We start from the raw sequence: 5,467 nt of genomic DNA, 5'->3' as shown, positions 1-5,467 counted from the left end.
ACTCGTTTTGAGCACATTAGTGCTCAAGATTTAACGACGACGTTACTCCAAATTAACCAGCGACCGCTTAAAATACTCGACTGGCAAACACCGTATCAGGTTATGCTGACAAATTTGTCCAAAAATTCGGATTAAATTTGCAATCTACCTTATACATTCAAAATCACGTTAATCAAAAGTTATCATTAGCACTTCTGGCCAAAAAATTTGAATGTTCTGATAGTTCACTAGCCCATCTATTTAAGGAAAAATACAATGTCACTGTCGGCGCATATATTAATAGCCATAAGGTTGATGCTGCTAAATATATGCTGACAAATAGTCAAATCAGCATTTCTGAAATTGCTTATACGTTAGCATTTAACAGCCCCAGTTATTTTATGAAGGTTTTTAAACAAACTTCGGGAATGACAGCCACGCGCTATAGAAAAATGCATGGCTAATGTTTTCTGTTACTTTGTTTAAACCGTTCAAGCTTAACAGGGTCGTAATATAAAAACTAGCGAATTCCCCACACTCAGGGGGGAATTCGCTAGTTTTTTGATGTTTAGTTTAAACTGCCATGGAACAGTTCGTCGTGTCCACCGATTCGAACTAAACGGATCACTGGATTAGCCTTATGGGGCATATAAATGACCAGAATATCCACTTTCCCGTCTAATAAATGAAATTCATAGTGTCCATTATAATTACCGCCCCGATTTTTAAGCACATGTGGTTGATACTCCTGATTAACGATACCGTTTATTTGAAGTTGTTCTAAGGCTTGCATTAAATCAGTGATCAACTCAGGGTGTACCCTAAATGGACAATGAACGTTATACTAAGAATATAGGAAAAAACTGAGATTCTATCGGGCACGGTAAGCGATTCTTGAATCTGTTAAAAATGTCTAATTTGAGTGTCTAATCTGTTGCCGATAATGTAGGGTCAAATTCCGAGAGGAGAAGTCGTGATGAAAATTGGGTATGCCCGAGTTAGTTCAACTGATCAGAATTTAGCGCGTCAAATCAAAGCACTTAAAAAAGCTAAGTGTGAAAAAATATTCGAAGAAAAGCAATCGGGAAAATCAACCGAAAATCGACCAGAATTACAAGCAGCCATTGCGTATGTTCGGCAGGGTGACACGCTGGTCATTGCGTCCTTGGATCGTTTGAGTCGTAACTATGATGATGCCAGTGATATTATCAAGCAGATCAGGGACAAACAAGTTAAGATGGAAGTCTTAGATGCGCCATTTCTGTCTATGCGCACTGGCGATTCAGATATGGATAAATTTATGTTTGACCTGTTAACCAAACTGCTAGCTTATATGGCCCAAACAGAACGGAAGAAAATTCGTGAGCGCCAGCGCCAAGGAATTGAAATCGCCAAAGCCAATGGGAAATATCGAGGGACACGGCCCGCTTACGCCGCAGACGCACCTAACCCACAAAAACGATTTATCTACCGCCGTATCGTTGATCAATTAAGAAACAAAGCAACCGGTGCCCCAATTAGCTATCGTGCAATTGCAGCTGAAACCGGTGTATCAGTGCAGACAGTAATTAATATTAAAAATCGGTTGGTATAGCTGTTAAATAAGCGTCATCTGAGCACACGTTCGTTATTTTGAACGCACGATTTTTATTTAAGTGAGGTCTGAGGGGTTGTTTGATCTACGCAGGTATTTCTTATCACGAGTAGGACTTCAGTTTAGAGATACTGATGCGATTAATATCTAGGTTACCTATTTTGCGTTCAATTAGCCTAAAAAATGAGTTAACGAACCTTTTAGTTAATAGCTTACGGCTACTAATTTCGTTACTCACATTAATAAATGGCTTATAAGCATACATTATGATGTTTTGCCACTTTCAGCTATAGATTAAAAAAATCAGGCCACAATTATTAAGTTATGTCTTTTGAACTTGGAGTGAGAATGTAGTCAAGTGCTAGGTGTGGAGATTTTTTTGTGGGCTTCAAAAAAATACTACCCGTTCTTGACCGCAGTAATGAGAGGGGGAAACTCCTCTCATTATTGCGGTCAAGCCGGTTCAGCTTGTGGGTGTGGGTAAAACCCACGGTTTGTCTTGAATTAAAAACAGGGAGTTACTTTTTATAAGCAAAATTGTAGACAGCTGACATCTATCGTGCTATTTTGTAAAAGAAATATGTTACTGACAAAAAATAAGTAGCGAGAATTTGGATTAGGAGTCTAAGTATGAGACATTTTAAGAATATTATTATTGGTTTTGGTAAAGCTGGTAAGACTTTGGCAGGGAGCCTGACAAGTCATGGCGAAGAAGTGCTTTTGATTGAAAAAGATCCAATGATGTACGGCGGAACATGTATCAACATCGCATGTTTGCCAACTAAGAACTTGGTAATTAACTCTCAAAGAGGAGTTAAGTATGAAGAAGCTTTCGAAACTAAGGAAGCTATGACAGCAAAACTACGCAACAAGAACTACCACAAGGTAGCAGATCAAAACTTGGCAACTGTGCTTGATGCAAGTGCTGAATTTATTGATGATAAGATAATCAAGGTAACTGATGAATCAGGTACAGAAGAATTAACATTCGACCGTCTTTTCATTAATACTGGTGCCGAAAGTAATGTACCAAATATTGATGGCCTAAAGATTGACGATAAGATATTTACTTCAACTGAAATGCTTGCTAAAAAAGAACTTGCTAAGAATCTGGTTATTTTAGGTGGTGGACCAATCGGACTTGAATTTGCTTCAATGTACGCTGGCTTTGGCAGTAAAGTAACTGTAATTGAACCAATGCCAAGTATCTTGGGCCGGTTTGAACCAGAAATTGCTCAGGCAGCTAAGGCTGATATGGAAGCAGATGGCGTTACCTTCATGCTTAAGTCTTCTTTGACCAAGGTCGAAGAAACTGAAGCTGGTCTTAACTTAACTGTTGAAACCGAAGATGGTGTTAAGGACTTGCAAGCAGATGTGATGCTTGTGTCAGTTGGCCGCCACCCAGCCACTGCTGCCCTTCACCTAGAAAAAACCAGTCTTGAAGTTGGCCAGAGAGGCGAAATTGTCGTTAACGACAAGCTTGAAACCAGTGTTCCTAATATCTACGCTATGGGTGATGTTGCCGGTAGCTTGCAATTTACCTACATTTCGCTTGATGACTGGCGGATTATGGACAATCAACTCTTTGGTGACAAAACTAGAACTAAGAAGAATCGTCCAGTTTTTGCTAACTCAATCTTCATTAAGCCAGCAATTTCTTCAGCTGGACTAACTGAAAGCGAGTTAAAGGCCCAAGGTAAAGCTTACAAGGTCTTAACAATGCCTGCAGCTGGTGTGCCAAAGGCCCAAGTCATCGGCAACCCAAGAGGCTCATACAAGGCTTTGATTGACCCAGAAACCCACGAAATCTTAGGTGCTACTATTTACGCTGAAGAAGCTTACGAAACTATCAATGTCATTACTTTAGCAATGCAGCACCACTTAAAGGCTGAAGACTTGCGTGACCAAATTTATGCTCACCCAACTATGACTGAGGCTCTTAATGACTTATTCAAATTCTAAAAACTAAAAAAACTGACTTATCTCATAACTTGAGTAAGTCAGTTTTTTGTCGCCCATTTTCTTTCCTATTAGATTGCCTTTACCAGCTGGTTAGCCAGCCATTTAATCCCTTGCTCGCTATAGTGCTGGCCATCATCAATAGTGTAGGATGAAAAATCCTCTAGCTCTTCCATTTTAGCAGTTAAATTCAAGAATTCTTCCTGGTATTTAGTAGGAAGTTCGATAAAAATATGAGAAAAAGAGACTCAGTTCAAGCTGTTTTAAAGCAGGAAGGGCGTCCCCATTCTCTGCAAGATCAAGCAAAATAATTATTACTTGGCAAAACGTCCAATAGGGTTGACCTTAACCTATTGGACGTTTTGCTTAAGGACCTCTGTTTGCTAGTTGGAGTGACAATCATCATCCAGTTTGGACAATGCTATTGAGCTCTTATAAACGGTATCAGCTCGTGCAGACAAGTATGGCCACTAGGGTATACCCTAGTGGCTAGATTGGTTTAGTCAAACAAAAATCTTAATTGGTTCCTTATAAGAGCATATAATTCCATCATCACAACTGTCCTGCTATAATTATGGTAAAGGTGGTGGATCTCGACATTGTTGCTGAATACGGCATTGATATTTCTAAACTGTATGACAAGATCAAAAATGTTATCGTTCGGGAAGTAAAGAATATGACCGAATTAGAAGTAATTGAGGTAAATGTGAATGTTGTTGATGTCAAGACAAAGGAGCAACATGAAAAAGATTCGACTTCTCTGCAAGATCGCGTGAGCGATGCCACAGACAAAACGAAGGAAGCCGTCAGTAAGGGCGCAAAGAAATCGAAGGAAACATTAGGTGACAGCATTGATAAAGTAACGTCTGACAATAAATCTAGTCGTGTTAACTAAGGGAGTGAGTAAATATGGGACTTATATGGTCATTAATCGTCGGGGCAATCATTGGTGCCATTGCTGGCGCAATCACTAACCGTGGTGCTGCTATGGGCTGGATTGCAAATATCGTAGCTGGTTTAATCGGTGCGTGGATTGGCCAAGGGCTCCTTGGCACTTGGGGCCCTTCGTTAGCTGGCATGGCATTGATACCATCGATCATCGGGGCAATTATTTTAGTTCTGATTGTTTCATTAGTTGTTGGTCGAACCAGTAAAAAGTAAGGGGGAATTTTATGGACGTCTTGAAAAGTGTATTTAAGTTTATGATTGCTTCTACGCTCATTGTAGGTGGTGTCCTCATCGGTGGCACCGTCTTGGCTGCTAAGAAAGTAGATGGCATTGGTGATACATTGCAACAAAAATTACATGGATAATTAGCCAAATTTATCTGTATTAGGCTTCTTAGAACGTAAATGATTGAGCAATTGAAGATCAGTTAATCAATATTTAAATTTGCAATCTACCTTATAAGTGTCATTCACACTATCTCTTGTAGGATCTCCTTATTAGACAAGCAAATTAAAATGTGGAATAATACTGTTGTAACAAATACATTATGGGAGGTTATATTATGAGTCTAGATGACAAAATTGATAGCACCAAAGATAAGGTAAGTGGAAAAGCTAAAGAAGTTGAAGGCAAGGTTACGAACGACAAGGCCCGCGAAGCTGAAGGTAAGGGTCAAGGTATTCTAGGTAAGGCTAAAGATAAACTGTCAGATGCCAAAGATTCTGTTAAAGATACGGTTGATAACGTAAAGGAAAAGTTAGATAAAGACGATAAATAAATTATCATTTTTAAGAAGACCAAAATCTGGTCTTCTTTTATTTTTTCACGCTTGTTACCTTGTTTTTTCTCCACACTGTAATACGCGGCTTATGTGGTCGCTGCGGCTTTTTACGTTACCACCGTCCATCTTTAAGCTGATGTTCTAAGTCACCCAAGCAACGTGTCTCTGTGCGACTGACAAGGCCAAATCTGCTATTTACCATCTGG

8 protein-coding genes and 2 pseudogenes are annotated in these 5,467 nt (G+C 39.5%); 8 read left to right on the top strand and 2 right to left on the bottom strand.

What is annotated here, in order from left to right:
* Window positions 1-135, top strand: a pseudogene (locus tag EKM83_RS12800) (IS30 family transposase); the annotation flags it as partial.
* A 2-nt stretch (window positions 136-137) separates the two neighbouring features.
* Window positions 138-443, top strand: coding sequence for a helix-turn-helix domain-containing protein (locus EKM83_RS12795; protein ID WP_225418681.1), 306 nt, complete (start codon window positions 138-140; stop codon window positions 441-443).
* 104 nt (window positions 444-547) lie between these two features.
* Here EKM83_RS12795 and EKM83_RS12790 read toward each other — a convergent pair whose 3' ends face one another.
* Window positions 548-787, bottom strand: coding sequence for a type II toxin-antitoxin system YafQ family toxin (locus tag EKM83_RS12790; protein ID WP_087717445.1), 240 nt, complete (start codon window positions 785-787; stop codon window positions 548-550).
* A 168-nt stretch (window positions 788-955) separates the two neighbouring features.
* Here EKM83_RS12790 and EKM83_RS12785 point away from each other — a divergent pair, with 168 nt between their 5' ends.
* Window positions 956-1,573 (top strand): recombinase family protein, encoded by a 618-nt coding sequence (locus EKM83_RS12785; protein WP_087717444.1) that lies wholly within the window; start codon window positions 956-958, stop codon window positions 1,571-1,573.
* 630 nt (window positions 1,574-2,203) lie between these two features.
* Complete coding sequence (locus EKM83_RS12780; protein ID WP_087717435.1) at window positions 2,204-3,535, top strand: FAD-dependent oxidoreductase; 1,332 nt, start codon at window positions 2,204-2,206, stop codon at window positions 3,533-3,535.
* Window positions 3,536-3,603: 68 nt separating this feature from the next.
* On the opposite strand, the gene EKM83_RS13545 is transcribed toward EKM83_RS12780, so the two are convergent.
* Window positions 3,604-3,726, bottom strand: coding sequence for a hypothetical protein (locus EKM83_RS13545; RefSeq protein WP_261977947.1), 123 nt, complete (start codon window positions 3,724-3,726; stop codon window positions 3,604-3,606).
* 392 nt (window positions 3,727-4,118) lie between these two features.
* On the opposite strand from EKM83_RS13545, the pseudogene EKM83_RS12770 reads away from it, so the two are divergent.
* The 4 genes and pseudogenes from EKM83_RS12770 to EKM83_RS12755 form a co-directional block, all read left to right on the top strand.
* Window positions 4,119-4,427 (top strand): annotated as a pseudogene (locus EKM83_RS12770) (Asp23/Gls24 family envelope stress response protein); the annotation flags it as partial.
* A 14-nt stretch (window positions 4,428-4,441) separates the two neighbouring features.
* Window positions 4,442-4,693: a GlsB/YeaQ/YmgE family stress response membrane protein gene (locus EKM83_RS12765; protein WP_003680323.1), complete on the top strand. Its 252-nt coding sequence runs from the start codon at window positions 4,442-4,444 to the stop codon at window positions 4,691-4,693.
* Between the two features lie 11 nt (window positions 4,694-4,704).
* The gene (locus EKM83_RS12760; RefSeq protein ID WP_003681696.1) at window positions 4,705-4,845 is read left to right on the top strand and encodes a hypothetical protein; all 141 of its coding nucleotides are present in this window, start codon (window positions 4,705-4,707) and stop codon (window positions 4,843-4,845) included.
* A gap of 197 nt (window positions 4,846-5,042) precedes the next feature.
* Window positions 5,043-5,258, top strand: a complete 216-nt coding sequence (locus tag EKM83_RS12755; protein ID WP_125577927.1) for a CsbD family protein — start codon at window positions 5,043-5,045, stop codon at window positions 5,256-5,258.
* The last annotated feature ends 209 nt before the right edge of the window (window positions 5,259-5,467 follow it).

The organism is Levilactobacillus angrenensis (genome assembly GCF_003946085.1).
Lineage (GTDB): Bacteria > Bacillota > Bacilli > Lactobacillales > Lactobacillaceae > Levilactobacillus > Levilactobacillus angrenensis.
The sequence above is the reverse complement of the archived record's forward strand: the minus strand, read 5'-3'. Positions and strand labels throughout refer to the sequence as shown.

What these genes read in the sequence shown, in the direction of transcription:
- EKM83_RS12785 (WP_087717444.1), top strand. Translation starts at nt 956, where the DNA reads ATGAAAATTGGGTATGCCCGAGTTAGTTCAACTGATCAGAATTTAGCG.
- EKM83_RS12780 (WP_087717435.1), top strand. Translation starts at nt 2,204, where the DNA reads ATGAGACATTTTAAGAATATTATTATTGGTTTTGGTAAAGCTGGTAAG.
- EKM83_RS12765 (WP_003680323.1), top strand. Translation starts at nt 4,442, where the DNA reads ATGGGACTTATATGGTCATTAATCGTCGGGGCAATCATTGGTGCCATT.
- EKM83_RS12760 (WP_003681696.1), top strand. Translation starts at nt 4,705, where the DNA reads ATGGACGTCTTGAAAAGTGTATTTAAGTTTATGATTGCTTCTACGCTC.
- EKM83_RS12755 (WP_125577927.1), top strand. Translation starts at nt 5,043, where the DNA reads ATGAGTCTAGATGACAAAATTGATAGCACCAAAGATAAGGTAAGTGGA.